Genomic DNA, 24,497 nt, shown 5'->3' with positions numbered 1-24,497 from the left:
GGAGGACCCCATGTCGATTGATCGGCTACGACGCAGGGTTATGAGTGGGTTTGCCTGCACCGCCGTCAGCGCCGCCTTGCTGCCCTGCTGCCTCGGACGAGCCGCCCTGGCCGCGGCCGGTGGCCTGCGGTTCTCGGTCCGCCAAATCGCCGATGGCGTCTTCGCCTTCCAGGGCGTGGATGAATTGATGACCGCCACCAACGACGGTGCCATCTGCAATCTGGGCGTCGTCGTCGGCACCGATGCAGTTGCCGTCGTCGACAGTGGCGGCAGCCTGACCGAGGCGCACGCCTTGCTCGCCGCGATCGGAAAGATAACCGCAAAACCGGTTCGCTTCCTGATCAACACCCACATGCATCCCGACCACATTTTCGGCAATGCGGCATTCCGGGAGATCGGCGCGACCATTGTTGGCCATCGCAATTTGCCGCGTGCTCTCGAGGCGCGTGGTGCGTTCTATCTGCACAATTATCGCGAACAGGTCGGCGAAGCGCTTATGAAGGAGTCGAGATCGTTTCGCCGGCGATGCTGGTCGACGATCGCCTGGAACTCGATCTCGGGGGGCGCATGCTCGAACTGCGGGCATGGAAGGCTGCGCACACCGACAACGACCTGACCGTCTTCGACCCCGAGACCAGCACGCTCTTTGCCGGCGATCTCGTGTTCATGGGCTCCTTGCCGACGCTCGACGGATCGCTGCTTGGCTGGCTCCGCCAGATGGATGCGCTCGCCGCGATCGGCGCCGCGCGCGTCGTTCCGGGTCATGGTCCGGTGCCGGCCGACTGGCCGCAGGCGCTGGCAGGAGAACGGCGCTATTTCGAGATTCTGGCGCGCGATATCCGCAAGGCGATCGCCGACGGGACGCCGCTCCGAGAGGCCGTCAAAACCGCCGCCGGAAGCGAACGGGGCAAATGGCACCTGTTCGACGACTACAATGAGCGCAACGCAACGGCTGCTTTTGCTGAACTCGAATGGGAATAGACCACACCGACATGCGCCAGAGATCATGAAGTGGGGCGATTTGCCAACGCGTCGTCAAAGGCATATTCTAAACGCCAGCCTGGGCACCACCTCTGTTGCATTGGTGGAGGCATCGAAATGCAAAATCACGCTTACGCGAGCAGGCAGTTCGCCTTGTCGCTGGCACCGTTCTTGGCCGCAATCATCTTGACCATCGGTACGCTGTTCGGCGTCTCCTCAGCCGCCAACGCACAGCAAACAACGGCTTCTTCAGAGAAGATCTGGGAAGACTTGAAAGGCGACGTGTTCGGCGACCGAGCTATTCTGGTCGATACCGGCGTGGTCAGGATCGAAGCGCCAAAGCGGGCGCAAGATGCCGCCATCGTGCCTGTCGACATCTATGTCGACTCAGCCAAGGCGCCGGACGGCATCAAATCCGTGACCTTGATCATCGACGCCAATCCTGCGCCGGTGGCGGCAACGTTCCAGATCGGCAAGGACGCCGGGGTGACACATCTGTCGACACGCGTGCGCGTCAACGATTATTCCTATTTGCGTGCCATAGCGGAGACTCAAGGCGGCCAACTCCACATGGCTCAGACCTTCGTCAAGGCGTCAGGCGGCTGCTCCGCCCCTGCGGTCAAGAACCAGGACGAGGCCATGGCGACGATGGGGCAGATGAAGTTGCGCCAGTTCCCACCCCAAGAGACGATGAGCAAGGCAGAGGAGTTGCAGTTGATGATCCGCCACCCGAACAATTCGGGCCTGCAGCGGGATCCACTGACCCAGTATTTCATTCCCGCGCATTTTGTTCAGAAGCTGTCGATCTCGCAGGCCGGCCGGCCGATCCTCTCGATGGAAGGTGGAATATCGATTTCGGAAGACCCTAATTTCCGATTCGATTTCACGGCGCACGGCAATGGTGAAATCCAGGTCGAAGCGATCGACACGGATGGCAAGGTATTCCGCAATCAGTGGCCGCTGGAGAAAACAGGGCTCTGAAGTCTCGAAATACGGTATGCCGCACTGCCACCGCGATGGGCACGCTTGATCTTTAGAAGCAACGCACGTCGGCTTCAGACTGCGCGCGCTTCAGCTCTGTACGGGCTGCCTTCGCCGGTGCGCTTTCGCGAAACAGTCCTGCGTTTTCCCCTGTTGTCAAAGACATGCTCTTGAAGGTCTCAGCCGTCTCATAGTGGTCGTAGGGAAGGATCGAGGCGATGACGTCGATCGAGCAGGAACAGCTTTCCAGCGCCTGACGCGTCTGGCCGTTCGTTCGCATGCAGCCGAGCACGTAGTCGACAACCGTTACCGTGGGATAATCTCCCGCAGCACCCGCCGGGTTTGCGATGGCCAGCGTCGCGGTGAAGAGCAGCGGCAAGGTCGAAAATCCAACATATCTGATCATGAGGAATCTCCGGTTGGTCCGGGTTCGATGCGCCCGGACGGGATCGGCGTGCCAGTTGGCAACGCGCCGTAAAGCCAGTCAAGCACCCATGGGTTCCGTATACGACCAAAGGAGGAAAGGGCTGTCCACGAGCGATAGCTGCGGATGACGACTTGATCACCGGCTCCGCGCCCAGGCTCCTACGACCGCTTCGTATCTCGCTCAATACCGGGCAACGGCGAGACTTTTTACATGCCATCCAAGATGGTCGCCGATAAACATTATCAAATAACCTTGTTGTATATTAAAATCAAAAGATCGACCGTAAGACTATCTTAATACTGTTCTCGGTCTCCACGGAGGCGTAAAACACTTCATATTAAGCTTGTAGTTCTGTTCATTTCTGTATATTGCAGCGCATCATTTAGAGTATTGCGGTGCAACAATGCACTAGGCCTTTTTTGCTTGCCTCGCCTTTTGGGATGACATAGCCTTTCCCTGTTTCCGGCTTCAAGGGCGTCACCGTCATTAGGGAGCGGCGACAGTCTTTCGTAGGCCAAAGTGAGGTGGGCAGTAACGGTGCCCTCTGCACATCTGGCTTAGGTCGTGACACGCTGCCGGAAATATTTCCCCCCGTGAATCGCTTGGGCGAGCCCTTGTGGGCCTAACAGTCGATTCATCACTGTGAACCCCGGGAGGAATTCGGATGCGTGTACTTACGAAAGCTACGTATGTTCTAACCACTGCGGCGTTTCTGTCGCTCGGCGCGGCCTATACGGCGTCGGCCAACGAGGATCTTGCAAAGCTCGCTTCGGATGCGAAGAACTGGGCGATGCAGACGGGTGACTACGCCAACACCCGCTATTCCAAACTCAACCAGATTACTGCGGATAATGTGAAGAACCTGCAGGTCAAATGGACCTTTTCCACCGGCGTGCTGCGCGGGCATGAGGGTGGGCCGCTGATCATCGGCGATGTGATGTATGTCCATACGCCCTTCCCGAACAATGTCTTTGCGCTCGACCTCAAGAATGACGGGAAGATCCTCTGGAAATACGAGCCCAAGCAGGATCCGAACGTCATTCCGATCATGTGTTGCGATACGGTCAATCGCGGTGTTGCCTATGGTGACGGCAAGATCATTCTCAATCAGGCCGACACCACGGTCGTCGCCCTCGATGCAAAGACCGGCAAGGTCGTCTGGTCGGTCAAGAATGGCGACATGACCGACGGCGGCAAAGGCGAATCCGGCACGGCTGCCCCCGTCGTGGTCAAGGATAAGGTACTCATCGGCGTGTCCGGCGCCGAATTCGGCGTTCGCGGCTGGCTGGCCGCCTACAATCTGAAAGACGGCAAACTTGCCTGGAAAGCCTATTCGGAAGGTCCAGACGCCGACACCCTGATCGATCCCGAGAAAACCACCCAGCTGGGCAAGCCGGTAGGCAAGGATTCCGGCACCAACACCTGGGAAGGCGAGCAATGGAAGACAGGCGGCGGCACGACATGGGGATGGTATTCCTATGATCCCAAGCTGAACCTGGTCTACTACGGCACCGGCAATCCCTCGACGTGGAACCCGGTCCAACGGCCTGGCGACAACCGCTGGTCAATGACGATCATGGCCCGCGATGCCGATACCGGTGTTGCCAAATGGCTCTACCAGATGACCCCGCATGACGAATGGGACTATGACGGCATCAACGAGATGATCCTCGTCGACGGCATGGAGGTCAATGGCGCCAAACACGACGTGCTGGTGCATTTCGATCGTAATGGTTTCGCCTACACCATGGATCGCGCCACCGGCGAGCTTCTCGTCGCCAAGAAATACGATCCAGCGGTGAACTGGGCGACGGAAGTCGTCATGGACCCAAAGAGCGAACAGTATGGTCGCCCGCAGGTCGTGGCGAAATATTCGACCCAGCAGAACGGCGAAGACACCAACTCGACGGGTATTTGCCCGGCGGCGCTTGGAACGAAGGATCAACAGCCGGCTGCCTATTCGCCGAAAACCGGCCTGTTCTATGTTCCGACCAACCATGTCTGCATGGACTATGAGCCGTACAAGGTAAGCTACACCGCCGGTCAGCCTTATGTTGGCGCCACAGTGTCGATGTACCCGGCACCTGGCGGCGACGGCAGCATGGGCAACTTCATTGCCTGGGATGCGGCCAAGGGCGAGATCGTCTGGTCGAAGCCTGAGAAGTTCTCCGTGTGGTCGGGCGCGTTGGCGACAGATGGCGACGTCGTCTTCTACGGCACGCTCGAAGGCTACATCAAGGCGATCGATAAGGACGGCAAGGAACTTTACAAGTTCAAGACCCCGTCCGGCATCATCGGCAACATCACCACGTACGAGCATGACGGCAAGCAGTACATCGCCGTTCTGTCCGGCGTCGGTGGGTGGGCAGGTATCGGTCTGGCAGGCGGTCTGCTTTCGCCTGACAACGCTGCTGCCTGGCATGGCGCCGTCGATCAGGGCCGTGCGCAAGGCGATCAGTCCGCGGTCGTTGGTACCGCTGGCCTGGGTGCCGTCGGCGGCTACGCGGCACTTGCGGACTATACGACGCTGGGCGGTCAGCTCACCGTCTTCGGTCTCCCGGACTGACGGGCGGGGAACCTTAAGCACGCCTCGGGTCTTTTTTGGACCGGAGGGTTGAAGAACGAGAGCCCGGATCATCCGAAACCATGGCCGGGCTCTCGATGCGGTTGCACCCCCGACACACCGATCAATGCCGGCCACGGCAGCAAAACCGTGTCCACGGCAAATGAAGGAAGCGTTTGAATGTCCGTTCGCATTGTAATTTCGGCTTTCGTCCTGGCTCTGCTGCCTCTGGCAAGCTCAGGCGTGGCGTGGGCCGAGGACAGCATGGAAAAAGCCAAGGCGGTGAAGCAAGAAGGCGGCAAGCATTTGGATGCGGATGGAAATCCGACCTACAAGATCGAGAACGGAACCGTCGACTGGTACACGTTCAGCGGCTACCGCCGGTATCACTCCGATTGCCATGTCTGTCACGGACAGGATGCGACAGGTTCGAGCTACGCGCCGGCCCTGGTCAACAGCTTGAAAACCATGGACTACGCCACGTTCCTCTCGATCGTCGCCGAGGGCCGCAAGAATGTCGGCGGCGGCAAGGAAAACGTCATGCCTGCCTTTGGCGACAACAAGAACGTCTATTGCTACCTGGACGATCTCTATGTCTACCTGCGCGCGCGCGCCGATGGTGCGGCGCCACGCGGCAGGCCGCCCAAGCACGAAGACAAGCCGCAGGCGGCGAAGGATGCCGAAGCATCCTGCATGGGCGGATGACATGAACGGCTGCGGTGCATTGAAGCTGCGCGTCGTTCTGCCGATTCTCGGCGCACTGGCCTTGTTGCCATCGAACGCGCAGGCGCAAGGCGCCGGCCTCGGCGCGGCGGGAGAACTGGTCGATCCCGACATTCTGCGCGTCTGCGCCGATCCTTCGAATATGCCCTTCACCGACAAGAGCGGCGAAGGCTTCGAAAACAAACTTGCCGAACTGGTAGCCGCGAAAACCGGACGGAAGTCCGTCGCCTATACCTGGTTTCCACTTGTCACCGGCTTCGTTCGCAACACGCTGGGAGCGAACCGATGCGACATCATCATGGGCTATGCCCAAGGCGATGAACTGGTGCAGAACACCAACGCCTATTATCGCTCCACATATGTGCTGGTCTACCCGAAGGGCAACGATATGGAGGGCGTCGAAACGATCGAGGATCCCAAACTCACGGGCAAGACGATCGGGGTTGTCGAGCGCACGCCGCCAACCGCCAACATGGCCGCCAACAAGCTTCTGCGGACCGCCAAGATCTATCCGCTTGCGGTGGATACGCGTGTCACCCCCTCCATGGGGGAGGTCATGATCAAGGACATGCTGGCCCACAAGATCGACGCGGCGGTCCTGTGGGGACCGATGGCAGGCTACTATGCCAAGCAACTTGGAGCCGATGTGGCGATTGTTCCGCTGGTAAAGGAAAAAACCGGCTCGCGCATGTCCTACCGCATCACCATGGGCGTACGTCCGTCCGACCAGGAATGGAAGCGGACGCTCAACCGGGTGATCAGGGAAAACCAGGCGGAGATCAACAGGCTCCTGCTGAGTTACAACGTGCCGCTGATCGACGAACACGACAATCCGATCACCCAATGAAGGGAAAGGAGGCTGTTTTTTTGCTGGTCGCTGCGAGCCTTATGGGTCTGGCCGAACCGACGCGGGCTGGCGAGATCGCCGAACCCAGGGGGTACCGGATGGACGACTATCGGGCGCCGGTGCCGCCGACGCTGCAAGGCGCCAGGGTGGTGACGACGGCGGAAGCTGAAGCGCTGTGGCGAGCGAAGAAAGCTGTCTTCTTCGACGTGATGCCGAACACGCCCAAGCCGACCAATTTGCCGGTAGGAACGATATGGAGAGACAAGGTTAGAAAGGACATTCCAGGCAGTACATGGCTGGCCAACGTGGGATACGGCGCTATTTCGCAAGAGACCACCAGCTATTTTCGCCAAGGCCTCGAAGCCAAGGCCGGCACGGACAAATCGCGAGCGATTCTGTTCTATTGCATGACGAATTGCTGGATGTCCTGGAATGCCGCCAAACGGGCGATCGAGTGGGGCTACAGTTCGGTAATCTGGTATCCACTCGGCGCTGATGGGTGGGAAGGTGCAAATCTTCCGCTGGAGGTGAAAAGACCATATGAAACGAACAATTGAAGGAAGGTTTTGCTATTATTCTCGGTAGTTTTGCTTTTCGATTTTTCAAAACCTACTTTTTCGTTTGTCCATTTGAGACGTGATGGACGAGCCATTGCTTCGGTGCCCTGCAATGGTTGGCTAACAACAGGGATCGGTCCCTTCGGACTGGTATAAGAGGAGAAATGTCATGAAGAAGAACTGGAAAAAACCGACCATGTGCCAGGTTGCTGCGGGCATGGAAATTTCTCGGTATCTGCCTGCCGAAATTACTCCCAAGAGGTAGGCCGCAGAGGTGCGTGTCCCTGGCAACAGGGGCACGCATCCCCGCAAGGGTTTTGGCGAAAGGTTTTGACGCGTGTAGGGCGCGCGCGGCACTTTTCAGGGCTGCAAATTGCCTGCTGGTCAGAGAAGCCGCGGGGCGGGCGTTTTCATGCATTTGAGGATCATCGGATCGGCGGCAGGCGGCGGCTTTCCGCAATGGAATTGTAATTATCGTCTCAGTCGTGCGGCCCGCTCCGGGATGGCTGGCGTGCATTCACGAACCCAATCAAGTGTCATCGCTTCGACGGATGACGTCGGCTGGGTTCTTTTCAATGCCTCACCCGACATTCGCCAGCAGATCGCGGCAACGCCAGAGTTGCAACCTGCGCGCCACGCGCCGCTGCGTTCGACGCCTATCCGCGCGGTGGTGCTGACCAATGCCGATGTCGATCATATCGCCGGACTGCTCAGCCTGCGCGAGCGGCAGCCTTTCGCCATCTATGCAACGGCGCAGGTTCTGGCGACGCTGGAGGCGAATTCGATTTTCAACGTTCTCGATCCGGCGGTCGTGCCGCGGCGCATCCTGCCGACAGCGAAAGAATTGGTCATCTGCGATGCCGAAGGCAGCGAGACCGGCGTGATGATCGAGAGCTTTCCGGTGCCTGGAAAGATAGCACTCTATCTGGAGGACAAAGACCATCCGGATGCCAATTTCAGCTCCGACGCCGGTGACACGATTGAGTCCGAATTGCGGGTATCGGCAGCCGCGATTCTGTCTTCTACATCCCAGGCTGCGCGCGCATCGATGCGACGCTGCGCGCGCGTCTTTGCGATGCAGCCTGTCTTCTGTTCGACGGCACTGTCTACACCGACGACGAGATGATCGTCGCCGGCGTCGGTCAGAAAACCGGCGCGCGCATGGGGCATCTGGCGATTTCGGGAGACGCGGGTTCGATCGCCAGCCTGGCCGATGTGAGGCTGGGCCGCCGCGTCTTCGTCCATATCAACAACACCAATCCGATCCTTGACGAGAATTCGGCCGAACACGCGGCGGTCAAGGCGGCAGGATGGGAAGTCGCAGGCGACGGCATGGAGATGGAATTTTGAACGATTTCCGCGATGCGGCCAAAGGCGGCCTGTCCACGAGCGATCTCGAAGCCGTGCTGAGGCAGGTCGGCGCCGAGCGCTACCACAATCATCATCCCTTCCATCACAGGATGACCAGCGGCGCGCTGTCAAAGGCCGAGATGAAGGCCTGGGCGCTGAACCGTTATTGCTACCAGGCTGTCATCCCGCGCAAGGATGCCATGATCCTCGCACATGCCGAGGATCCGGCGTTTCGCGCCGCCTGGCGCAAACGTATCGAAGACCATGATGGCGAGGACGGCTGGAGCGGCGGTATCGCGCGCTGGCTGCATCTGGCAACCTCGCTCGGCTTGAACGCCGAGGCCGTGAAAAGCGAAAGGCTGGCACTGCCGGCGACACGGTTCGCCGTGGGGGCCTACCTCTCCTTTTGCACCAACCGAACGCTGTTCGAGGCGGTCGCGTCATCGCTGACCGAGATGTTCTCACCGCTCATCATCGGCGAGCGCGTACCGGCGATGCTGGCCAAATACGATTATATCACCGAGGATACGCTGGCCTATTTCAAGCAACGGCCCGAACAAGCCTCGCGCGACGCCGACTTCGCCCTCACCTACGTGCTCAGCCATGCTGATACGGCGGAACGCCAGCAGCAGGCAATAGATGCGCTGGTGTTCAAATGCGATATACTCTGGGCCATGCTTGATGCGCTTCAACACGCCTATGGCGAGCCGGGAAACATACCGCCCGGCGCCTTCCGCCCCGAGGCAGCCCCATGATGCTGCGCGAAAGAGCCTTGGTGTCGCTGCGATCGATACCCTTCCTGCCGAAGCACGTGCGCATACAGTACGATTCCGTGCGGCAGGCGTTCGCCGTGCTTTCACCGGAGAGAATATTCTGGCCGAACGATATCAGCCTCGACATATTGCGGCGCTGCGACGGACGGTCCACGGTCGGCGAAATCATCGCCGGCCTTGCCACGGATTATGAGGCCGAGGAGGAGGCCGTGGCGGCCGACGTCATCGCCTTCCTGCAAGAGTGGTCGGACAAGCTGCTGGTGAAGCTATGAACACGCCCCTCCTCCCTCCTATCGGCATGCTGGCGGAACTGACACATCGCTGCCCGCTGCAATGTCCTTATTGCTCCAACCCGCTCGAATTGCAGAAGGCCAATCGCGAACTCGACACACAGACCTGGCTCAGCCTGTTCTCGGAGGCCGCCGATCTCGGTGTTCTGCAGGTGCATCTGTCAGGCGGTGAGCCGACGCTGCGCCGCGACCTCGAGCAATTGATCGCCGGACTTTCAGCGCGCGGCGTCTATACAAATCTGATTACCGCGGGCGTCGGCATCGCCGAAGGCCGCATCGAAGCATTTGCCGAAGCCGGGCTCGACCATCTGCAATTGAGCTTTCAGGGCGCACGGCCTGAGACCACCGAACGCATCGGCAACCACAAAGGCAGCCACGACAAGAAGCTGGAGACGGCACGCCGCGCGCGAGCTGCCGGCTTGCCTCTCACCATCAACGCGCCGATCCATCGCCATAACATCGAGGAGGTACCGGAGTTCATCGATCTTGCCCTTTCGCTGGACGCGGAGAGGCTCGAGATCGCCAACGTCCAGTACGCTGGCTGGGCTTTGATCAATCGCGATCAGCTGATGCCCGAGCGTGCAGCAGTCGACCGGCAGGCGGAAATCGTTGCGGAAGCACGCGAGCGGCTGGCCGGCATTATCAACATCGATTTCGTGACACCAGACTATTTCGCCATCTACCCCAAACCGTGCATGGGTGGCTGGGCGCGTGACGCGTTCATGGTGGCGCCTGACGGCACCGTGCTGCCGTGCCATGCCGCGCAGACGATCCCGTCGCTCAGCTTCGAGCGTTTCAAACCACACACCCTCTCCTCGATCTGGGCCGATTCGCCGGCGTTCAATGCCTTCCGCGGCACGGACTGGATGCAGGAACCCTGTCGCGGCTGTGAACGACGCGAGATCGACTGGGGCGGTTGCCGCTGCCAGGCGATGGTGATCGCCGGCGATGCCGCCGCAACGGATCCGGCTTGCGCGAAGTCGCCGATCCACGCGCGCATGGCGATGCTGATCGACGAAGCCAAGCGTACCGCGACAGTTCCTTCGGAGGACGAACCATTCACCTACCGGCGTATCGGCGTCGTGACCGAGCCCGCCTGACAGGTTCTTTCATTCCGCCGTATTCTCGCGCTCGCGCACTGCGTCGGCGAAAGCCAGGGCATCGCGATTGATCCCGACATTGTGCACACGAAAAATCGAAGCACCCTTCAACCGCAGGATGACGCTGGTTGCAGCTGTGCCAACGTCCCGCCCTTCGTCGCTGTCGCCGACCAGGTGATGGGCAAGCCGCTTGCGCGAGGTGCCGACGAGCCATGGAAAACCAAGAGCGCGCAGTTCGCCGAAGCGAGCCATGAGTTCAAGGTTCTCCTCTTCGCTCTTGGCGAAAGCGAAGCCTGGGTCCAGCACGATGCAGTCGTCCGGAATGCCGGCGTTGCGAGCGATCTCCAGCGATCTGTTCAGAAACAGGAACTGGTCGGCGATTACATCGGCCAATTTTTCCCGGTCGCGCCCGGTGTGCATGATGACGAGGCCAGCGCCGGCTTCCGCTGCGACGTGCGCAATGTCGGGTTCGCGCTGCAGGCCGTGTACGTCGTTGACGATATGTGCACCCGCCGCGACCGCGAGACGCGCCGTCTCGGCCCGATAGGTGTCAACCGAAACGATGCAGTCGCCGTCCGACGACAGCGCCTCGATGATCGGGAGGATACGCGATTGTTCCTCAAGCGCCGAAACGCTGCCGGCGCCGGGCCTGGTGGACTCGCCCCCGACATCAATGATCGCCGCGCCCTCGCCGATCATACGCCGTGCCTGTTCGAGTGCCCGCTCCGGCCGATCGAATTCTCCACCGTCGGAAAAACTGTCCGGCGTAACGTTCAAGATCCCCATCAGTAACGATCTCGCACCAAGATCGAGATACCGTCCATGAGCAAGTTGCCAACGGTTCATCGGGCGAGCGCGGCGAGCATCGACGCCACGCCTCCCTGGTGATCGCTCGGACATAGTCTGCCGGGTGCATTCTCGCGAGGGATGCTGAGCTCCATGCCACGCAATACCGCAGTTGGTGTCGTGGTCATCGTCATTGTGGAATTCGCGTCGTATTCGATCTTTCGGTCGCCCAGGCTATCATAACCCCACAGTGCGAGAAGCGAATGTTCGGGCGCCGCAGGGTGTGCGAAAGCCGCCGAGGAAGGAACCACGGAGATGGCAATGGCAATTTCGATTTTCGGCTGGTGTCGTCAGTTCGGGCCAGAGATTAACGGAGCCATCGCTGCATAGGCGTCTGCCTCAATGAGTATGGACGGATTCACTCATGCGCAATATGTATGAGGATTAAGCCTGCCGTGGCGCTCACATTTTGCCCGCATCGCTAAGGCAAGTAATGCTCGTTCAATGACGCTGCTAACGCCGCCCGCCTAAGTGTCGATATCAGGGGATCTGGTCAATGACCGACAACAAGTCAGACGTTACCAAGGATTGGCAAGCGACGCAGGGCCAGAAGTCCTCCGCCACGCGTCTTCGTCTTTTTCGCCGCACTCTCGTGGATCGTCGCCATTGGCGGCGAAATCTACGGGATTATGCTGCTTCGCCAGAACAAATTCGATCAGGCACACCTGCCGCTGATCATCGGCCTTCTGGTCGGCATCGCGATTTTCGCAATCGCCGGCAACTTGCTGTGGAAGGCGGCGAACAGGCATGATCCGGCCCGTGCATCCGACACGGCCAGGTTCTTCTTCCAAAACCAGCTCGGCGCAATCATCACGCTGATTGCCTTTCTCCCGCTGGTTTTCCTCATCCTCACCGACAAAAACATGGACCCGCGGACCAAGAAGGTTGCCGGCGGCGTCGGCGCTGCGCTGGCCGTGCTCGCGACGGTCATGGGGATCAGCTTCAAACCCCCGTCGGTCGAACAATACACCCAGGATATGAACGCATGCGCAGCCCAGATCAAGTCGGGGCAGCCCACCACTGCCTGTTCGCCCGACGTCGCCGCTCAGGCGCAGGCGATCGCCACGGACACCGCCGCGGTGGCGGCGGCGACGCGAGACGCGAGCCACCCCGCAGGTCAGGACGTCGTCTACTGGATCGCGCCCGAAAACGGAGCCGCGAAGTCCACCGAGCCGCATGTTTTCCACCTCTGCGCAGGCGTGAGTCCGCTAAAGGACAAGACCGTGAATAGTGGCTCCGTGACGGAAGCCTACGCACAGAACGCCGTCCGCATCACGAAGCAGATCGATATGGAACAGAAGCAGTGCGGGTTCACAGCCACAACCAGCACCAACTGAACCTGGCTGCGCTCGATCGCGTCCAGCCGTTGGTCTTGTCGAGAGAGGCGCGCAAGCGCATGTCAGTATCGACTCGCCGGAGCAACGCTATTTGCCATGGCTCAGAGCCCTAGCAGTCCGGCATGGCGTTGCTTGCCAACAGTGACGGCCCGATGTCTCGGTCGAGCGTAAAGCGCTCGCATCGCTCGCCGTCGGACTCGTCGATGAAGCTTTCGACATGTTTGAATCCAAGCTTCGCAAATATCCGCACCGAGGCAAAATTGCGCGCCGCCGCTTCGCCCGTCACCCGTTCAAGCGCCAGAGTTTCGAAAGCGTAGCGGAGAACTTCGCGCGCCGCCTCGCTGCCCAGTCCGTGCCCCCAATGCGCACGCGCGAGCACAAATCCCAATGCGGCTGCCTTGGCGTCGGTTGCGCCGAAGGACAGGGTTATTGTCCCGATCGCTTCCGAAACTCCTACTTGATCTATGGACCACTGGATCGCCGTACCGTCAGCGAAACGCTGACGCGAACGGGCGAACCATCGCTCGCCCGCGCTTATGTCGTCGGGAACAGGATCGCCGGCAAGAGAGGCGGATTCGACATCCGTCGCGCGCGCAAACCATGCCGGGATATCCCGTTTTCTCGGCGCCCGAAGCACGAGCCTTGGTGTCGTGAGCTTGGGAAATCGGACAGTTTCCATCGAAGCATTTTCCACCTGAGGCGGCGCCAATGATAGCCGGAAAGCGGCAATCATAAGCAGCCGGCAAGCCCCCCGGAAAGCCGTCGGCAAGGCAGGCCGTCAACCCGCCAGGCGTCAGTCGCGCGATATGGACAATCCCGCGAGAAGCGGAGCGTACGCGGCGAGCCTGCGGGATACGAATTCCGTGAAGAGCCGCACGCGCTTCGTCTTGCGTGTCTCCCCCTGCGTGAGAAGCCAGAGCGTTCCGTACATGTGCAGGTCGGTACCCGGCACCCTCACCAGCAGGGGGTCGGCATCTCCGACGAAGCACGGCAGTGTCGTGATCCCGAGCCCTTGCCGTACCGCAACGATCTGTGCCTCGGCGTCCGTGGTCCTGAATGGAACCTTCGTGGTGCGAACCTCGCCCTCGCGAGCCCAGTCCGGAATTCCATGAATGCTTATGACGATCCACCGGACGGGATCGGGCGCGCCCGCATGCCAGGCGGCGAGTCGATCGCGGGACATATAGACGCCGCCGAACAACTCTGGCCCCTTCAGGCCGTGAAGATTGAGCGGCAGGGTTTTGCGGTCATAGACGACGCGGATCGCCACGTCGGCCTCTCGGTTGGTCAGATTTGCCAGCTCCCCGGACGACAAGACGTCCATCTCGATGTCCGGATGCAGACGCGCGAACTCGGCGAAATCAGGCATGAGCAGGTGTGTCGCAAGGGTCGGAGCCAATGTCACCCGCAGAAGCCCGCGCACGCTCTGGTCGCGCCCGAAGACGCGTGTCTCCAACTGGTGCGACGACGCTTCCATCTGGTTCGCGAGCTCGAGCACCTCCTCGCCCGCAGCCGTCAGGCGGTAGCCCGAAGGCAGCTTTTCGAACATTTGCGCCCCGAGGCGTTCCTCGAGCTGTGCAACGCGTCGTAGCACGGTCGAGTGGTTCACACTGAGGCGCTCGCCGGCAGCCCGCACCGAGCCTCCGCGCGCCACGGCCAGAAAATAGCGAACATCATCCCAGTCGATCATGGCGCGATCCCGCACCGCGCGGTGCGCTTTCCAAAGCCCGTATCCAACGCAGTCGTACAGCAGTATGGGCGGTTATCATAGCTTATGTCGACGAGCGCGGCCCAATTCCGAACGACGGACACCAATTCGTCGCGGCTGGCGGCAGTCGTCCGACCGGATCGATTTTGCACCACCGATGTGCGCACTTCCGCACTCAAAGCCTGACCCCTGCAGACTTATTTCCAGGCTCTCGGGGTTCTTCCCGAACGATCAAAGGCAGAGCCTGGAAGGAAAAGTCATGGGAAAGCTAAACGGTAAGGTTGCAGTCATCACCGGCGGCGCTACCGGCATCGGCCGCGCCGCGGCAAAGCGCTTCATCGAGGAGGGCGCCTTCGTCTTCATCTTCGGCCGCAGGCAGGAAACGCTCGACGCGGCTCTGGCCGAGCTCGGGCCAAATGCCGGCGCGGTGACGGGCTCGGTCTCGGATGAGGCCGACCTCGACCGACTCTACGCGACGGTGAAGGCCGAGCGCGGAACCCTCGACATCGTCTTCGCCAATGCCGGGGCGGGAAGCCAGCTTGCGCTCGGCGAGATCACTGCCGAGCACATCGACGAAACCTTCGACACCAATGTGAAGGGTACGATCTTCACTGTCCAGAAGGCGCTGCCGCTGATGGGCCAAGGCGGTTCGATAATCCTGACCGGATCGAGCGCCGGCACCACGGGCGCCCCGGCAATGAGCGCCTACAGCGCGAGCAAGGCGGCAGTGCGCAACCTCGCGCGGACCTGGGCGGAGGACCTGAAGGGCACCGGCATCCGGGTCAACGTGCTGTCGCCCGGGGCGACCGCGACCGAACTCGCGAAAGAAGCGCTGGGCGAGGAGGGCCAGAAGGTCTTCGCCGCGATGACGCCGCTCCAGCGAATGGCTGATCCGGCGGAGATCGGGGCCGTCGCCGCCTTTCTCGCGTCGTCGGACAGCAGCTTCATGACCGCCAGCGAGGTCGCCGTCGACGGCGGCCTTGCGCAACTCTGAGGCGCCACGCCCGGCCGGCACTCCATTCAATTAACCAGCGCCGTTGAGGGCCGGGAATCGACATCAACACGGATCGGAGAAGTATTATGAGCTATGCAATTGTAGGATTCGGCAAGATAGGCCAGGCCCTCGCCCAGGCCTTCGCCCGTAAGAACATCAAGGTGGCCGTCGCGAGCCGCCGGCCGCCCGAGGCATTGGCGTCGCAGGCTCGGGCGATTGGACCCACGGTCATCGCCAAGTCGCTGCGGGATGCGCTCGAGGCCGACACAATCATCTTGGCGGTCCCGTTCTGGGAGCATCGCGAGGTCGCGAAGGCCCTGCCAAACTGGGAAGGCAAGACGGTCATCGACGCGATGAACACTTTTGGAGTTCTCCCCGAAGAGCTGGACGGTCTCCCGTCCTCGGCCTTCGTCGCGAAGGCGTTCACCGGCGCCAAGCTCGTCAAAGGGTTCAATCACCTGGCTGCGGCCACCCTGGCTGCCGATCCGATCGTCGAGGGCGGCCACCGCGTGGTTTTCCTGTCGAGCGACGACGAGGACACGACCGCTCCCGTGGCGGCCTTGGCCAAACAACTCGGGTTCGCACCCGTCAAGCTGGGAAAACTCGACGAGGGTGGCGCGCTGGTGCACGCACGCGGCCGCACTTGGGGCCACCTCATCTTCCAGGATTTGTTCAAGAAGGAGCAGTAATCGATCTACGACCGCGTGATCGACGCCGAGAACTGGTCGCGCGCTAACTTCTTCGAGCAGCGCGCGACCGAATATTTGAAGACCACAAGGTCGCTAAGGCTGGCGTGGGATTGACCGCGTATGGGCGCCGTTCGAAGAGCGGGGAGCGGTCAAGCGTGCGCCATGCGGCGGCCGCAATTGGTCGTAGAGCTTTGGGCTGCGGACTGACCGATTGCGCCGGCAGCAATGCCATGCGGCGGCGCGAAAAGGCACTTGGTCAGTCTAATGATCCCTGACCAGCTGCATGAAAGCCTCTATCGGACGTAGCATTTGGCGAACCTTCAGGCACGCCGCGAAGGATTGCGTGAACGGCTTGTGATCCGAGATCGAAAGCGCCGTCAAACGATCGTCCGGAAGGTACTCGGTCCTGGAAACAATGCCGGCGCCAAGGCGGCGATGGCACGGTCGACGGGCGGGCCCATCGGCGCTTCACGGTTCGGCCACAGCACGATGCCATCATATTGCTTGGCGATCCACGTATCGATCACCTGGCCCATCTTGTTGTCGTCGAACTCGGCGTCGATGACCTCCAGTTCGATATTCGGATGGCGCTTGGCTTCCCAGGCGGCGGTGTCGGCGAGGCTGATCAGCCAGGGATGGTTGAAGCCATGGAAGACCAGACCGATGCGACATTTCTTGCTGGCGTCGAGCACCGGACCTTCAGGCAACGGCAGATAATCCGTGAAAGGCGCCTTGATCTGCAGCTTGCTGTAAGGGCCGACGAAGCTGGCGCCCATGCCCGGCTTCCAGACGAATCCGCCGGCGAGGTCGCCGACCGGATAGACGTCGAGATAGTCCCGGAAACCGTCGTCCGACACCTTGGTTTCGTAGGTCTTCAGCCGCTCGGTGACGGGCGGTGAAAGCGGTGTGCCGGTGGGAACGCGGAACAGTCCCTGATGCAAAGGACACTCCACCGTCTGGCCGTCGATATAGCCTTCCGAAAGGAAGGCGTGGGCGTGCGTACAAATGCCTGAAGTGGCGTAGAACTTGCCGGCAAAATTGAAGATGGCGATACATACCCCCTGGTGCTCGATGCGCGTCGCATCGTCGACAGGAAGACTGTCGGCACGGATCGCCTGGATCCACTGCCTGCTTTCTGGATTAGTCTGCGTGTCCATGCGCCTCCCCATATCCGTTTTGTTTCGTTTATTTTCGTTCTCTTTCCTTCGCTCGCAAATTCATTGTGGAAATAGAGATATCGATAAAACCCCATGCCGAGTGATCGACCACAGGCAAGCAATCGCCGAAAATACAGCTGCATGGCAGCCGGACGCGGCGGTATGTCAGGCCCGGAGATCTATCGGAGAATTCGAACCGGTCGTGCCCGAGACGATGCGCCAAGCGCCAATCTGGTGATCAGAAATGGTCCTCACGGTCCATTGCGATGCGAACGGCCGGAAGGGCCTGCAATTCGTGAACGGAACACTTCCAAAGGAGCCGGAAACGCGAACTTGGAAGCGGGCTGCCCAAAGCAGCGTCAAGCCGGCAATTGGCGACGACAGCGACTTGCTAGCTCGCTTCGAGATGGAAAAATCGTCTGGTGCAGATGTACCAAAACACTGATCCCGTATGCCGAAGACCATCGGGGTCGACATATCGAAAGACCATCTCGACGCCCACAGGCTGAGCGACGGTGCGAGCCGCCGCTTTGCCAACGACAATCCCGGCCACAGGGCCTTCGTGACGTGGCTGGGAGAACCCGACGCTCACATTGTCTACGAGCCGACCGCCCCTATCACCGCGCCCTTGAACGCAGGCTGGCTACGGCAAGCTTCGCGCTCGTCAAGGTCAACCCGCGCCAGGCCCGGCGCTTCGCCGAGGCCACCGGCAGGCGCGCCAAGACCGACCGGCTCGACGCCGCCATGCTCGCCCGCATGGGTGCGCTGCTCGATCTGGAGGCGCGGCAGCCGCGCAGTCCGCTCCTCAACGATCTCAAGGACCTGCACATGGCGCGCGAGGCGCTGATGAAGAACCGGATAGCGGTGAGGAACAGGGCCAAGACGCTGACCCTTCCCATCCTCAAGCGCCACAATGCCCAGCAGCTCAGGCAGATCGAACGTCAAATGGCCGCTGTCGAAAAGGCGATCATGGCGCTCATCCAGGCCGATTCCGATCTCTCCCGCCGCTTCGGCATCCTCGTCTCGATCCCGGGCGTCTCGGCAATCACCGCCTTCGCACTGCTCATCGACATGCCCGAACTCGGTACGCTCGGCCAGGCTCAGGCCGCTTCCCTCCCAGGTCTCGCTCCGCTCACCCGGCAGTCCGGGCAGTGGACCGGCCGCGCCTTCATCCGCGGCGGGCGGGCCAATGTCCGACAGGCACTCTACATGCCCGCCCTCGTCGCCATGCGCTTCAATCCCAATCTCAAGACCAAGTACGATCAGCTCAGAGCAGCCGGCAAAGCCGCAAAGGTCGCAATCACCGCAATCATGAGAAGGCTCATCCTCCTCGCAAACGCTCTGCTCAGGGATGGTCGAAACTGGACCCCATCCCTTCCTTGACCAACACAGATACTCTAGCGGTAACTTCCTTCTTCGCCCGAACGCTTCCTCGGAGATGGAGTCAGCGGGAAGCGTCATCAGAAACGTCCGTAGTCGATCACGCTCCTCTGCCTGCGCGAGCTTGCGATCGAGATATTCCACCCGCTGGTCTTCGAGCTTGGCCAGCCGCGCCTGTTCGGCACGCCGCTGGCGGGCAATCTCCACGAGCCGTGCCCGCTCGTGGGTGAAGCGGAACACGCTTGTTCGTTCAGATCGCGGCGAGCGCGATCTTTCGCAAATCGTCGGCGTAGAGTTCCGGCGTTTCCCAGGCCGGAAAATGCCCGCCACGCGGAAAGACGGTGTAACTCTGCACATTGTAGAGCCGCTCGGCCCGCTCGCGCGGCGCGAGCGCCAGATCATGTGGCCACATCGCGACGGCGGTGGGAACATGCACGAAGTCATCTGCCCGCAGCGGCGGCCGCAGCCGGGCGGCATCGTAATAGTAGCGGACAGACGACCCGATCGTGTTGGTCATCCAGTAGATCATCAGGGTGTCAATCAAGGCTTCGAGGGGCCAGACAGAGAAGACGTCGCCATCGCAGTCCGTCCAGGCCCGGAATTTCTTGACAATCCACGAGGCGAGGCCAACAGGACTGTCGGCAAGCCCAAAGGCGAGAGTTTGTGGCCTCGAGCTCTGGATCGCCTGATAGCCTCCTTCCTCCCGGATCCACAGTTGGAGGCGCTCGTCATAGTCGATCTCGGCTTTCGACAGGGGCGACGCATCTTCTGGAATCGGCTTCGGCGCGACCGCCGAGACATGGAGAGCCAGCAAACGCGCGGGATGCCGAAGCGCCATTCGCGTGGCAAGGCCGGAGCCGATGTCAGTCCCGGCCACGACGAACCGCTCATAGCCCAGCATCGTCATTAGCTTCGGATAAAGGTCGCTGGGCTCCGCCTCGTAGGGCCGGGTTGGCCTGTCCGAGTAGCCGAAGCCGGGCATGGTGGGGATCACGACATCGAATGCCGGCGTTCCCCGGGTAAGCAGCGGCGCTATACGCTGAAACTCCACGAAGCTAGACGGCCAGCCGTTCATCAGCAGTAGCGGGATCGATCCCCTTTGTCCGCCGCGAAAATGCAGAAAGTGTATGCCATGGCCGTCGACCGTCGTCCGGAAATGGGGAAGCTGGTTAAGCCGGTCTCGTCGCTGCGCCCAGTCATAGCCGTCACGCCAGAAATCGATGAACTGGTTGAGGACGCCGCGCTCGGTTCCCATGGTCCAGTCGTCAGTTACCGCGTCGGCCCAACGCGTCCGTGCGAGGCGGCTACGAAGGTCAGCGGCCTGGTCCGCATCATAGGGAATCTGGAAGGGAGTGATCATGATCGATTCCTTGGCTGTAGTGCAGCGGAGGGCTGATGTCGGTGATTCAGCCGATATCGACGTTCATGGCGAAGTCCCAGGTGCCGGCGCCGTTTTTGGCGAGGCCAATCACCATCAAACCGAGCGCCTCCAGCGTCTGGGCCATGTGCAAGCCGCCCACGTCGAGCGGACGCAGCCCGAGACTTTCGAGAAACGTCGAGACGCGCGCTTTCGCCTCCGCATCGTCGGCTGCGATGAACGCGTCGAGGCGTCCGCCCTTCGCAAGCACGTGACCAAAGATCGTGTTGAATGCCTTCACAACATGCGCGCCGGCGGGGAGGCCCTTTGCGGTCTCCTGCGCGCCGGAACTGCCGTGGGGCGTGACGAGGCCTGAGAGGTCGGGGGCAACCGGGTTGGCGATGTCGACGATCACCTTGCCATCGAGCGCTTTCCCAAAGTCGGCTACCGCCGCCGCGGCACCGCTGTACGGCACGGCGAGGATGACGATGTCGCCCGCGGGGGCGGCGCCGTATGTCCCGGTGGTCGCTCCGACTCCAAGTTGGTCGACGAGCACCCGCGCCTTGGCGGGGTCGCGGCTGACAACCTCGACGGTATGTCCGGCCTTGGCGGCACGGCCCGCGATCGCGGCGGCCATGGCTCCTGAGCCGATGATGCTGATAGTGCTCATGTGTTGTCTCCTTGTGAGTTGGGTGGACGGATCACGGGATCGCGATACGATCCGCCGGGAAGTAATGGCCGTTGTCGAGGTCCTCGAGCAGGCCCGGCTGAGCTGGCTCCCAGCCGAGCGTCTGGCGGGTGATGGCGTTGGACGCCGGAAGGTCCAGCGTGACCAAGTTCGCGAGAAAGCCGAAGAAGCCCGGCAACATCAGTACGTCCGCAGGGATGGGCACAGCAGGCATGCCCATACGGCTGCCAATGGCCTCAGCGATCTCGCGGAACCGGATGCCCTCGCCCTCAATCCCGTGCCAATATTTGCCAGCCGGCCCCTTCTCCAGCGCCAGGCGGAACAGGGAGGCCAGGTCGCGGGCATGCACAGCCGGCCAGAGGTTCGCGCCGTCTCCGGGGTAACCGATTACGCCCTTCTCCTTCGCGAGACCGATCAGCAGCTGGAGGAAGCCGGCATCGGTCGTGCTGTGCGCGATGGGAGGAATTCGGACGACCGAAGACCGCACGCCCCGTCCCGCTAAGCCGATCACGGCGAGTTCCACGGCGTTGCGAACCCGCAGGGTGCCCTTGTATGCTTCGCCGCCGGGAAGAGCCGGATCTTCCTCGGTGGCCGGCCGGCCCAGGCCTTCCCACCCCGGCGAGCCGATGCTCCCCGAGACGACGAGCGGCTTTCCGGTCCCCGCCAGCGCCTCGCCGTAGGCGAGCATGATCTGGAGCTCCGCGGCTGCCACGGCGTCGATCCCGCCGGAGGGCAGCAGGTCTTGCCGGTGCGCGACGTGGATGACGCCGTCGGACTCCGCCGCCGCGACCTTGAGCCCATCGAGGTCGGTGATATCCCCGCGACGTACCTTGGCGCCGAGTGCCGATACCGCAGTCGCGGACGTGTCCGACCGGGCCAGGCCAATGACCTCATGTCCGGCCGCGATGAGCTCGGGGATGACATACGAACCGATATGGCCGGTCCCGCCAGTAACGAAAACGCGCATGCTGCTGCTCCTTGGGTAATGTGATGCGAGACGTGGTGCCGCGGGCTCAGCCGAGGAGGCTGACGCGGATTGAGAAGTTGGTGTGTTTGACGGAGTGGGTCATGAGGCCCAGCCACAGCATGCAGGCGTGCTCCAGCGTTCGGGCCATAATCAGCCGCCCGGTATCCATCGGACGTAGTCCGAGGCTGTCGATGAACGCCGAGACGCGCGCCTTCGCTTGAGAGTCGTCCCCGGCGATGAACACGTCCAATGGATGGCCCCCGATTGGACCGTCAGCCAAGACCCGGGCGTTCTGGGTGTTGAACGCCTTGACGATAGTGGCATTGGCAGGAGCAACCTTGGCGATCTCCTGCGCGCCGAAACTGTCTTCAGGAGTCAAGAAACCCGTGAAGTCGGATTTGATGGGGTTGGTGATGTCGACAATGAGCTTGCCTGCCAGCTTTTCGCCGTACTGCTTCACCACGTCGAGAACGGCCGAATAGGGAACCGCCAGGATGACAATGTCCCCGACCGGAGCGGCGCCAAACGTTCCGGTCGTCGCGCCGGCTCCGACCTGCTCGGCCAGCGCCCGCGACTTGGCACCGTCGCGGCTCATCACCTCGACGGTGTGTCCGGCCTTGGCGGCAAGGTCGCCGATCGCTGCGGTCATACCGCCTGACCCGATGATGCTGATAGTGCTCATGTTCATTTTCCTTGCGGGGCGGGCAGCGCCTTTGTTGCCATTTGTGCAGACGCACTCTATTTAGTGGTTCACCGATCCGCTTAGTAACCGGATCATCGATCCACATATGCGGATCACTGATCCGCTTATCAAGGCATCTCATGCGAGCCGACGCAAAAAAAATTACAGCCATATCCTCGCGGTCGCGCGTGACGTCGTCGCCGAGCACGGTATCAATGCGTCCATGCGCGATATCGCCCGTCGGGCCGAGGTCGGGTTAGCCACGCTGCTTCGTCATTTCCCGACGCGAGAAGCCCTGTTCGAGGCGCTGCTGTGTACGAATCTGGACGCACTGACTCAGAGGGCAGATGAACTCGAAACCTCGGATTCGCCTGACGAAGCGCTCATCTCCTGGTTCCAGGAGTGGTTGGCGTTCGCCCAAAGCTATAGGGGCGTCGTCGCCATGATGGCCGCCGCCCACACGAATCCGAACTCCGCTCTTTACGCTTCATGCGCAGCGGTGCACTCGGCGAGCGCGCGACTGCTGCTCCGCGCACAGGCCGAAGGCGCGGCGCGGCCCGACATGAATGGGGATGACCTGTTCGCCCTGATGACGGCGCTCGGCTGGGCGGTCGACCAACCCTCATTCGCGCCGCGGGCCGATCATCTCTTTCGCATCATTACGGGCGCCATCCTGGCGAACCCGTCGACCGGATCGGCTTCTGCTGCGCTCGACCGTCAAAACTAAGTATTCATCATACTGCTGACGAGAGGCGGAGCACTTCATCGTTTGCTTCCAAGCATCACCTCGGCCGCACGCATCGGATAGTGCTCGATCCGATGCGTGCATCGTGTCCCTGCCGGTGAGGACGTCATGTTCATCAGTCAAACTTGACCAGGTCCTTGAAGACCAGCCGGCCCCAGCTGTTCCTGCGCGCCTGCACGAGCAGTCGCCTTCGGAAAGCCCGCCTAGCTTTATCGGCGCAAAGCCGAGATTTTCCGCGAGCGTACCAATCTGCGCCGCGGCGTCTTCATCATCGCTCGCCAGGAATATGACTCTCCTGCCGCCCTTTACGGCCGGATCCTGGTCAAGGATGGCAGCGATCAAATGATTGAAACCCTTGACCAGTTCGCACCTGAGAAGGCCTGCTCAATGAACTTGGAAGACGGCTGTCAGAGTTGGGCTAGGCCGCCGTCGACCGCTACCTCGCTGTCATGAAGCTGCTGTCCGATGAGGCGAGGAAGGGTGCCGCCGCCCCGAGCTCTGCCGGATCGCCCATGCGCTGAAACGCAGTCATTGAGCCGCAAGCCTTCAAGCCGTCCTCTCCGAGCGCTTCGGTCGCGATGCAAGCGGGAATAGCTGCAAAGTCCAAGCTGAAACGTGAGTGTACCGCTTCTCAGGCCGCATACGGAACGGCCGGTTTCGGAATCGCCGTGCACACTCCTGACCGACGACAATGGGGCTGCCGGCTTGCGAGTTGAGCCGCCTCTCCTTAGGGCCGCCATCTGTCAGGTTACGATCACCAGAAGGCGCAAGCGAACAGAGTGATTGAAAAGGAACTCGATTTCCTGTCGCGAACGAACTCGGTCGCCTCGCGCGCCAATTTGCTGTCCGGGATCTTGATCCTGGAAATCACGTTACCATTCATTATTCTGCTCCATCAATTCTCGAGAACGGCCTGGGGCGTATTCCGAAAGCTGATGGCCATTCGGTTGTAGCTGTTCATCAGGCTGATCGCGATCGTCAGGTCGACGAGCTGCTTTTCATCGAAGACGGCACGCACGGCTTCATAGGCGGCGTCCGGAACCCCGGTCTGTGCAACATTGGTCACGCTCTCGGCCCAGCGAAGCGCGGCGCGCTCTCTCTCGCTGAACAGGCTGCCGCCTTCCTGCCAGGCTTGCACCAGCGCGATCTTCTCGATCTTCACGCCCTTCTTGACGAGGTCACGCGTGTGCATGTCAAGGCAATAGGCGCAGTTGTTGATCTGAGAGACCCGCAGATAGGCGAGCTCGACCAGTTCGGCAGGCAAGCCGCTCTGGAGAACATAGCCGTAGACGGTGCCGAGCGCCTTGGCGCCGCTCGGGGCGATCTGGTTGTAGTCGAGCCTCTTGGCCATCGTT

Annotated in this window: 22 protein-coding genes and 5 pseudogenes; 15 read left to right on the top strand and 12 right to left on the bottom strand. The window is 61.2% G+C overall.

The window, feature by feature from the left end:
* The first annotated feature begins 10 nt into the window (after positions 1 to 10).
* Both ACIU1A_RS03675 and ACIU1A_RS03670 read left to right on the top strand, forming a co-directional pair.
* Positions 11 to 981, top strand: a pseudogene (locus tag ACIU1A_RS03675) (quinoprotein relay system zinc metallohydrolase 2).
* Between the two features lie 117 nt (positions 982 to 1,098).
* Positions 1,099 to 1,962, top strand: coding sequence for a quinoprotein dehydrogenase-associated SoxYZ-like carrier (locus ACIU1A_RS03670; protein WP_404927847.1), 864 nt, complete (start codon positions 1,099 to 1,101; stop codon positions 1,960 to 1,962).
* Between the two features lie 52 nt (positions 1,963 to 2,014).
* On the opposite strand, the gene ACIU1A_RS03665 is transcribed toward ACIU1A_RS03670, so the two are convergent.
* Complete coding sequence (locus ACIU1A_RS03665) at positions 2,015 to 2,368, bottom strand: hypothetical protein (protein ID WP_140498241.1); 354 nt, start codon at positions 2,366 to 2,368, stop codon at positions 2,015 to 2,017.
* A 685-nt stretch (positions 2,369 to 3,053) separates the two neighbouring features.
* Here ACIU1A_RS03665 and ACIU1A_RS03660 point away from each other — a divergent pair.
* From ACIU1A_RS03660 to pqqE, 8 genes and pseudogenes are all read left to right on the top strand, one after another.
* A complete protein-coding gene (locus ACIU1A_RS03660) occupies positions 3,054 to 4,955 on the top strand; it encodes a methanol/ethanol family PQQ-dependent dehydrogenase (RefSeq protein WP_404926636.1) in 1,902 nt (633 codons plus the stop codon).
* A gap of 177 nt (positions 4,956 to 5,132) precedes the next feature.
* Positions 5,133 to 5,657 carry a c-type cytochrome, methanol metabolism-related gene (locus ACIU1A_RS03655; RefSeq protein WP_404926635.1) on the top strand — a complete coding sequence of 175 codons (525 nt, stop codon included), beginning with the start codon at positions 5,133 to 5,135 and terminating at the stop codon, positions 5,655 to 5,657.
* Positions 5,629 to 6,522, top strand: a complete 894-nt coding sequence (locus tag ACIU1A_RS03650; RefSeq protein WP_140524717.1) for a substrate-binding domain-containing protein — start codon at positions 5,629 to 5,631, stop codon at positions 6,520 to 6,522. The genes ACIU1A_RS03655 and ACIU1A_RS03650 overlap by 29 nt, the downstream gene beginning before the upstream one ends.
* Entirely contained in the window at positions 6,519 to 7,079 is a 561-nt protein-coding gene (locus tag ACIU1A_RS03645; protein ID WP_404926634.1) for a PQQ-dependent catabolism-associated CXXCW motif protein, read from the top strand. Before ACIU1A_RS03650 ends, ACIU1A_RS03645 begins: the two co-directional genes overlap by 4 nt.
* 412 nt (positions 7,080 to 7,491) lie before the next feature.
* Positions 7,492 to 8,429, top strand: a pseudogene (gene pqqB / locus ACIU1A_RS03640) (pyrroloquinoline quinone biosynthesis protein PqqB).
* Positions 8,426 to 9,184, top strand: a complete 759-nt coding sequence (gene pqqC, locus ACIU1A_RS03635; protein WP_404926633.1) for a pyrroloquinoline-quinone synthase PqqC — start codon at positions 8,426 to 8,428, stop codon at positions 9,182 to 9,184. Before pqqB ends, pqqC begins: the two are co-directional and overlap by 4 nt.
* Positions 9,181 to 9,474 (top strand): pyrroloquinoline quinone biosynthesis peptide chaperone PqqD, encoded by a 294-nt coding sequence (gene pqqD, locus ACIU1A_RS03630; RefSeq protein WP_140498256.1) that lies wholly within the window; start codon positions 9,181 to 9,183, stop codon positions 9,472 to 9,474. The genes pqqC and pqqD overlap by 4 nt, the downstream gene beginning before the upstream one ends.
* The gene (gene pqqE / locus ACIU1A_RS03625) at positions 9,471 to 10,592 is read left to right on the top strand and encodes a pyrroloquinoline quinone biosynthesis protein PqqE (RefSeq protein ID WP_140498258.1); all 1,122 of its coding nucleotides are present in this window, start codon (positions 9,471 to 9,473) and stop codon (positions 10,590 to 10,592) included. The genes pqqD and pqqE overlap by 4 nt, the downstream gene beginning before the upstream one ends.
* 9 nt (positions 10,593 to 10,601) lie before the next feature.
* On the opposite strand, the gene folP is transcribed toward pqqE, so the two are convergent.
* Positions 10,602 to 11,378: a dihydropteroate synthase gene (gene folP / locus ACIU1A_RS03620; protein ID WP_404926632.1), complete on the bottom strand. Its 777-nt coding sequence runs from the start codon at positions 11,376 to 11,378 to the stop codon at positions 10,602 to 10,604.
* Positions 11,379 to 12,067: 689 nt separating this feature from the next.
* On the opposite strand from folP, the gene ACIU1A_RS03615 reads away from it, so the two are divergent.
* Positions 12,068 to 12,775 carry a hypothetical protein gene (locus ACIU1A_RS03615; protein ID WP_404926631.1) on the top strand — a complete coding sequence of 236 codons (708 nt, stop codon included), beginning with the start codon at positions 12,068 to 12,070 and terminating at the stop codon, positions 12,773 to 12,775.
* A 109-nt stretch (positions 12,776 to 12,884) separates the two neighbouring features.
* Here the strand turns inward: ACIU1A_RS03615 and ACIU1A_RS03610 are convergent, their stop codons facing one another.
* Positions 12,885 to 13,508: a GNAT family N-acetyltransferase gene (locus ACIU1A_RS03610; RefSeq protein ID WP_224680293.1), complete on the bottom strand. Its 624-nt coding sequence runs from the start codon at positions 13,506 to 13,508 to the stop codon at positions 12,885 to 12,887.
* A gap of 60 nt (positions 13,509 to 13,568) precedes the next feature.
* Entirely contained in the window at positions 13,569 to 14,465 is an 897-nt protein-coding gene (locus ACIU1A_RS03605; RefSeq protein WP_404926630.1) for a LysR family transcriptional regulator, read from the bottom strand.
* Between the two features lie 277 nt (positions 14,466 to 14,742).
* Here ACIU1A_RS03605 and ACIU1A_RS03600 point away from each other — a divergent pair, with 277 nt between their 5' ends.
* Both ACIU1A_RS03600 and ACIU1A_RS03595 read left to right on the top strand, forming a co-directional pair.
* The gene (locus ACIU1A_RS03600) at positions 14,743 to 15,477 is read left to right on the top strand and encodes an SDR family NAD(P)-dependent oxidoreductase (RefSeq protein ID WP_404926629.1); all 735 of its coding nucleotides are present in this window, start codon (positions 14,743 to 14,745) and stop codon (positions 15,475 to 15,477) included.
* Positions 15,478 to 15,563: 86 nt separating this feature from the next.
* A complete protein-coding gene (locus ACIU1A_RS03595) occupies positions 15,564 to 16,166 on the top strand; it encodes an NADPH-dependent F420 reductase (protein ID WP_140632196.1) in 603 nt (200 codons plus the stop codon).
* Positions 16,167 to 16,543: 377 nt separating this feature from the next.
* On the opposite strand, the gene ACIU1A_RS03590 is transcribed toward ACIU1A_RS03595, so the two are convergent.
* Positions 16,544 to 17,323, bottom strand: coding sequence for a Rieske 2Fe-2S domain-containing protein (locus ACIU1A_RS03590; RefSeq protein WP_404926628.1), 780 nt, complete (start codon positions 17,321 to 17,323; stop codon positions 16,544 to 16,546).
* Between the two features lie 451 nt (positions 17,324 to 17,774).
* Here ACIU1A_RS03590 and ACIU1A_RS03585 point away from each other — a divergent pair.
* Positions 17,775 to 18,706: pseudogene (locus ACIU1A_RS03585) on the top strand (IS110 family transposase).
* Between the two features lie 247 nt (positions 18,707 to 18,953).
* Here ACIU1A_RS03585 and ACIU1A_RS03580 read toward each other — a convergent pair.
* The 4 genes from ACIU1A_RS03580 to ACIU1A_RS03565 are packed head-to-tail and all read right to left on the bottom strand — an operon-like array spanning position 18,954 to position 22,397.
* Positions 18,954 to 20,063 (bottom strand): epoxide hydrolase family protein, encoded by a 1,110-nt coding sequence (locus tag ACIU1A_RS03580; protein WP_404926627.1) that lies wholly within the window; start codon positions 20,061 to 20,063, stop codon positions 18,954 to 18,956.
* Positions 20,064 to 20,109: 46 nt separating this feature from the next.
* Entirely contained in the window at positions 20,110 to 20,730 is a 621-nt protein-coding gene (locus ACIU1A_RS03575) for an NADPH-dependent F420 reductase (RefSeq protein ID WP_404926626.1), read from the bottom strand.
* A gap of 31 nt (positions 20,731 to 20,761) precedes the next feature.
* A complete protein-coding gene (locus ACIU1A_RS03570; RefSeq protein ID WP_140623883.1) occupies positions 20,762 to 21,715 on the bottom strand; it encodes an SDR family oxidoreductase in 954 nt (317 codons plus the stop codon).
* A 46-nt stretch (positions 21,716 to 21,761) separates the two neighbouring features.
* Positions 21,762 to 22,397 (bottom strand): NADPH-dependent F420 reductase, encoded by a 636-nt coding sequence (locus ACIU1A_RS03565; RefSeq protein ID WP_404926625.1) that lies wholly within the window; start codon positions 22,395 to 22,397, stop codon positions 21,762 to 21,764.
* Between the two features lie 106 nt (positions 22,398 to 22,503).
* Here ACIU1A_RS03565 and ACIU1A_RS03560 point away from each other — a divergent pair, with 106 nt between their 5' ends.
* Positions 22,504 to 23,124 (top strand): TetR/AcrR family transcriptional regulator, encoded by a 621-nt coding sequence (locus ACIU1A_RS03560; RefSeq protein ID WP_404926624.1) that lies wholly within the window; start codon positions 22,504 to 22,506, stop codon positions 23,122 to 23,124.
* A 133-nt stretch (positions 23,125 to 23,257) separates the two neighbouring features.
* On the opposite strand, the pseudogene ACIU1A_RS03555 reads toward ACIU1A_RS03560, so the two are convergent.
* The 3 genes and pseudogenes from ACIU1A_RS03555 to ACIU1A_RS03545 all read right to left on the bottom strand — a co-directional run.
* Positions 23,258 to 23,549: pseudogene (locus ACIU1A_RS03555) on the bottom strand (NADP oxidoreductase coenzyme); the annotation flags it as partial.
* Positions 23,550 to 23,722: pseudogene (locus tag ACIU1A_RS03550) on the bottom strand (SDR family oxidoreductase); the annotation flags it as partial.
* A 315-nt stretch (positions 23,723 to 24,037) separates the two neighbouring features.
* Positions 24,038 to 24,493: a carboxymuconolactone decarboxylase family protein gene (locus ACIU1A_RS03545; RefSeq protein ID WP_140557383.1), complete on the bottom strand. Its 456-nt coding sequence runs from the start codon at positions 24,491 to 24,493 to the stop codon at positions 24,038 to 24,040.
* Positions 24,494 to 24,497 lie beyond the last annotated feature (4 nt).

The sequence above is a fragment of the Mesorhizobium maamorense genome, from assembly GCF_044998965.1.
In the GTDB taxonomy this organism is placed as follows: domain Bacteria; phylum Pseudomonadota; class Alphaproteobacteria; order Rhizobiales; family Rhizobiaceae; genus Mesorhizobium.
The sequence above is the reverse complement of the archived record's forward strand: the minus strand, read 5'-3'. Positions and strand labels throughout refer to the sequence as shown.

Coding starts and splice junctions, on each gene's coding strand:
- pqqE (WP_140498258.1), top strand. CDS start 9,471: ATGAACACGCCCCTCCTCCCTCCTATCGGCATGCTGGCGGAACTGACA.
- ACIU1A_RS03610 (WP_224680293.1), bottom strand. CDS start 13,508: ATGATTGCCGCTTTCCGGCTATCATTGGCGCCGCCTCAGGTGGAAAAT.
- ACIU1A_RS03670 (WP_404927847.1), top strand. CDS start 1,099: ATGCAAAATCACGCTTACGCGAGCAGGCAGTTCGCCTTGTCGCTGGCA.
- ACIU1A_RS03570 (WP_140623883.1), bottom strand. CDS start 21,715: ATGCGCGTTTTCGTTACTGGCGGGACCGGCCATATCGGTTCGTATGTC.
- ACIU1A_RS03580 (WP_404926627.1), bottom strand. CDS start 20,063: ATGATCACTCCCTTCCAGATTCCCTATGATGCGGACCAGGCCGCTGAC.
- ACIU1A_RS03665 (WP_140498241.1), bottom strand. CDS start 2,368: ATGATCAGATATGTTGGATTTTCGACCTTGCCGCTGCTCTTCACCGCG.
- ACIU1A_RS03595 (WP_140632196.1), top strand. CDS start 15,564: ATGAGCTATGCAATTGTAGGATTCGGCAAGATAGGCCAGGCCCTCGCC.
- ACIU1A_RS03590 (WP_404926628.1), bottom strand. CDS start 17,323: ATGGACACGCAGACTAATCCAGAAAGCAGGCAGTGGATCCAGGCGATC.
- ACIU1A_RS03545 (WP_140557383.1), bottom strand. CDS start 24,493: ATGGCCAAGAGGCTCGACTACAACCAGATCGCCCCGAGCGGCGCCAAG.
- pqqD (WP_140498256.1), top strand. CDS start 9,181: ATGATGCTGCGCGAAAGAGCCTTGGTGTCGCTGCGATCGATACCCTTC.
- ACIU1A_RS03615 (WP_404926631.1), top strand. CDS start 12,068: ATGCTGCTTCGCCAGAACAAATTCGATCAGGCACACCTGCCGCTGATC.
- ACIU1A_RS03650 (WP_140524717.1), top strand. CDS start 5,629: ATGCCGAAGCATCCTGCATGGGCGGATGACATGAACGGCTGCGGTGCA.
- ACIU1A_RS03645 (WP_404926634.1), top strand. CDS start 6,519: ATGAAGGGAAAGGAGGCTGTTTTTTTGCTGGTCGCTGCGAGCCTTATG.
- ACIU1A_RS03655 (WP_404926635.1), top strand. CDS start 5,133: ATGTCCGTTCGCATTGTAATTTCGGCTTTCGTCCTGGCTCTGCTGCCT.
- folP (WP_404926632.1), bottom strand. CDS start 11,378: ATGGGGATCTTGAACGTTACGCCGGACAGTTTTTCCGACGGTGGAGAA.
- ACIU1A_RS03660 (WP_404926636.1), top strand. CDS start 3,054: ATGCGTGTACTTACGAAAGCTACGTATGTTCTAACCACTGCGGCGTTT.
- ACIU1A_RS03575 (WP_404926626.1), bottom strand. CDS start 20,730: ATGAGCACTATCAGCATCATCGGCTCAGGAGCCATGGCCGCCGCGATC.
- ACIU1A_RS03565 (WP_404926625.1), bottom strand. CDS start 22,397: ATGAGCACTATCAGCATCATCGGGTCAGGCGGTATGACCGCAGCGATC.
- ACIU1A_RS03560 (WP_404926624.1), top strand. CDS start 22,504: ATGCGGATCACTGATCCGCTTATCAAGGCATCTCATGCGAGCCGACGC.
- ACIU1A_RS03605 (WP_404926630.1), bottom strand. CDS start 14,465: ATGATCGACTGGGATGATGTTCGCTATTTTCTGGCCGTGGCGCGCGGA.
- ACIU1A_RS03600 (WP_404926629.1), top strand. CDS start 14,743: ATGGGAAAGCTAAACGGTAAGGTTGCAGTCATCACCGGCGGCGCTACC.